The following is a 3,503-nucleotide window of genomic DNA, read 5'->3' on the forward strand; positions in this document are numbered from 1 at the left end:
AAGTGCTAGTAAATATAATCACTAAAAATAGGAGTGATGAAATGACAATATTACCTATACGAAAAGATGAGGCCATAATTATTAATATGGCAAAACTATATTGTAAAGTGTTTGATAAAAGAAATTTTGATGAAATGGTAGAACGAATTACAAGACATATGGGATATACAGATTTTAAAGGAGTAGTAGCAATAAATGATGAAAATGAAGTTATTGGTTTTACTTATGGTTATCGTTCTTTGGAAGGACAGTACTATAATCAATTAATGAGAAAATCATTAAATTCGGAACAAGTAGACGAATGGTTAGAAAATTGTTTTGAATTTGTAGAGTTAGCAGTTCACCCGAAATATCGAAATGAGGGTCTTGGAACGAAATTACATAATGAATTATTAGAAGGGATTCCAAATAGAACAAGTGTTTTAACTACGCAAATAAACAATGAAAAAGCGCGTTCTTTATATGGAAAATTAGATTGGATAAATGTATTGGAATCATTTCATCCAAGTAAAGATGATGTTCCATATGTAATAATGGGAAAATTATTAAAAACAAAAGTGAATTAATAACTTTGTTGTACATATAAGTTATTGGTTTATAACATTTAAGGGGAAAACAAAATGACGATAATATCTATTGAAAAAGCTACAATCTTAGATGCTGAAAAGTTAACAGAAATAATGAAAAGGACATTCGATGAAGAAGCAAAACAATGGTTGCCTGATCAAGAGAAAATTGTAGATTATAACATTCAACCACCAGGATATTCTTCAGTTGAGATGACTATATATTCGATTGAAGAATTGGATTATTGTAAAGTTATACTGGATGAAGAAATTGTCGGTGGAATTATAGTTACGATTTCTGGTAAGTCTTACGGTAGAATAGATCGTATATTTGTAGATCCTATTCATCAAGGGAAAGGAATTGGAGCACAGGTTATTGATTTTATAGAAGAAGAGTTTCCAAGCATAAGAATTTGGGATCTTGAGACGTCTAGTAGACAAATTAATAATCACCATTTTTATAAAAAAATGGGCTATGAAACAATTTTTGAAACGGAAGATGAGTATTGTTATGTGAAAAAAATAAAGACAGATTTAAGCGAAGAAAACTTAGTTAAAAATAAAGATATGAAAAGTGAGCAATACGAAAACTGTAATTTGGCAAATTCAGAGTATTATCAAGTGAATTTAAAAAACAGTTCATTTGTTAGTAGCAATGTAATGAATATAAATATGAGTAATTGTAATTTAAGTCAATCAACCTTTAGAAATATTAATTTTAGAAATTCCTTATATGCAGATTTAAATCTTTCTGGCAGTAAATTTAATTTTGTGACTTTAGGTGCAGTTCAATTTAAAGATACAAGCCTTGGGGAGGATAAAGAGCCTATTTCATTTGATAGATGTGATTTGGAAGGATGTACAATAAGTAACAGTAATCTTAAAAACGTTGAGATAGAAAATTGTAATATAACTGGTATGAAAATAAACGGTATTCCAGTAGAAGAACTGCTTGAGTTGTATAATCGGGTGAAAAATTAAACAAAAAAACACTTAGTATCTTCTAAGTGTTTTTTTTATTTTGAACGAGAGAATATAAGAGATGATGTTCAAAAAATGAATATTATATCGAAATAATTATATAAAAATAACACAAAGAAATAAGGATAGGCAGGATTTTAATATTGGATATTAGAATATGATAATTGAATGGAGGGGAGAAAGATGGGGATTAACGTTAGAGCAGTAGAAACACAGGATGCTAGAGCAATTCATCGTATATGCATTCAAGATGATGTTTTACCATATATGGTTTTCCTACCTAGTATGCGTGTAGATGCAATGGAGAATAGAATTCGAAATTTAGCACAGAATCAATTTGAATTTGTAGCAGAATATGATGGAGAAGTTGTTGGATTTGTCGGTTTAACCCAAAGTCCAGGACGAAGATCTCACTCGGGTGATTTATTCATCGGAGTAGATAGTGAATATCACAATAAGGGAATTGGAAAAGCACTTCTTACAAAAATGCTTGATTTAGCTGATAATTGGCTAATGTTAGAGCGAGTGGAGCTTGGTGTATTAGAAACGAATCCTAGAGCCAAAGTATTATATGAAAAATTTGGATTTATCGAAGAGGGTGTAAAGGTTGGGAATTTGAAGGCTCATGGGAAATTTGTTAACGAAATCATGATGAGTCGTTTTAGACCAAATGGTTTGATTGTACATAATAAATAGAGGTGTAAATTGAACGGAAATATCGATTTGTTTTGAAAAAAGTATGGCAAAAGGACGCCATGCTTTTTTAGTTTGTTAAAAATAAAGAGGAATTTTTATTTAACGGATGTTTTAACGGGTGAAGCATTAGGAATCATCTTGATCCGGAAAGCATATGACTTAATAGAATCTATTTCTATGTGCAAGGGGAATGCATATGTGGAAAATTCAAAAACCTTGAAAAAACCATCGCATAAGTATATTTAAATTTTATTTATTTTCATACATAGCATAATTGCGCATTCAAGGAACAAGGAGTGATTGTAATGTCGACAGACCAACCTATTCCTGGACATTTTATTATGGACCCACAGCGGGCTATGCTGTTGCCACCGGAATTGAAAGCAGCTCCACCTGAATCATTAACAGAACAATTATTTATTGAACGATCTATAACTGAAAATAGATTTTGGTTACGTATTATGAAAGAGCATGCTTTGTTTCTTGGTGAGGGATTTAACCGTAACGATAAAAATTTAATTCAGCAGGTAGAACAATTTTATAATCAGTTTGATAGGCAGCTGCAAAAAGCATTTACTATTCCGCAAACTGTTCAAGCAGTTAGGCAATTAAATGAAGAGAGCATTCAGTTAGTGTATGCTTTTCGTAATTATAAAAGAAATTTACTAATTTTAATCATCAATTGTAAAGTGAAAGGGTTTAATTTCCCACTTTTAGTGGATCATGTTGCACGAGAAGCAGAATATTTTATGCGGACACTTCAAAAGTTTAACGAGGGGAAAATGGATCCTATTCAAGATGCGATTATTAGTGAGAATGTTTTCTGGCTGCGTATTATGATGGAACACTCACGTTTTATTGGATCATTATTGGATCAATCAGAAAGAAATCTTGTTCATACAGCGTTGAAATTCGGTGATGATTTCGAAATTCTGCTTAACCAAGCTAGAGATGTTGAATCAATGTTATATCAAAAAGAACCGACATATCCAATTATAGGGAAAATGAATAAAGATAGTGAAAACGCCACTGTTGAGTTAAGGAATTTCAAAAAAGCAGGATTAGAGTTAATTCAAACATGCCAAATTCGAAGTGTTATTAATCCATTGCTTGCTGATCATGTTACAAGAGAGGCAGAGCATTTCCTCTTCATGATTCATGTATTGGAGCAAAGGCTAAAGAAAAAGCAAGTGGAACAATCTCCGCAATAATAAATAAACAAGAAAAGCATGACAAACTAATGTCATGCTTTTCTTGTTT

General features: G+C 31.3%; 4 protein-coding genes. All 4 read left to right on the forward strand.

Features of this window, described 5'->3' with window-relative positions; translation table 11 throughout:
- Window positions 1-41 precede the first annotated feature (41 nt).
- The 4 genes from V7038_RS27880 (at window position 42) to V7038_RS27895 (ending at window position 3,454) form a co-directional block, all read left to right on the forward strand.
- Window positions 42-566: a GNAT family N-acetyltransferase gene (locus V7038_RS27880; protein WP_335695965.1), complete on the forward strand. Its 525-nt coding sequence runs from the start codon at window positions 42-44 to the stop codon at window positions 564-566.
- Window positions 567-620: 54 nt separating this feature from the next.
- Window positions 621-1,547: a GNAT family N-acetyltransferase gene (locus V7038_RS27885; protein ID WP_335695964.1), complete on the forward strand. Its 927-nt coding sequence runs from the start codon at window positions 621-623 to the stop codon at window positions 1,545-1,547.
- A 183-nt stretch (window positions 1,548-1,730) separates the two neighbouring features.
- Entirely contained in the window at window positions 1,731-2,243 is a 513-nt protein-coding gene (locus V7038_RS27890; RefSeq protein WP_002157865.1) for a GNAT family N-acetyltransferase, read from the forward strand.
- 305 nt (window positions 2,244-2,548) lie between these two features.
- Window positions 2,549-3,454 (forward strand): DUF2935 domain-containing protein, encoded by a 906-nt coding sequence (locus tag V7038_RS27895; protein WP_199661252.1) that lies wholly within the window; start codon window positions 2,549-2,551, stop codon window positions 3,452-3,454.
- The last annotated feature ends 49 nt before the right edge of the window (window positions 3,455-3,503 follow it).

This window comes from Bacillus sp. JJ783, assembly GCF_036963225.1.
GTDB lineage: Bacteria > Bacillota > Bacilli > Bacillales > Bacillaceae_G > Bacillus_A > Bacillus_A cereus_U.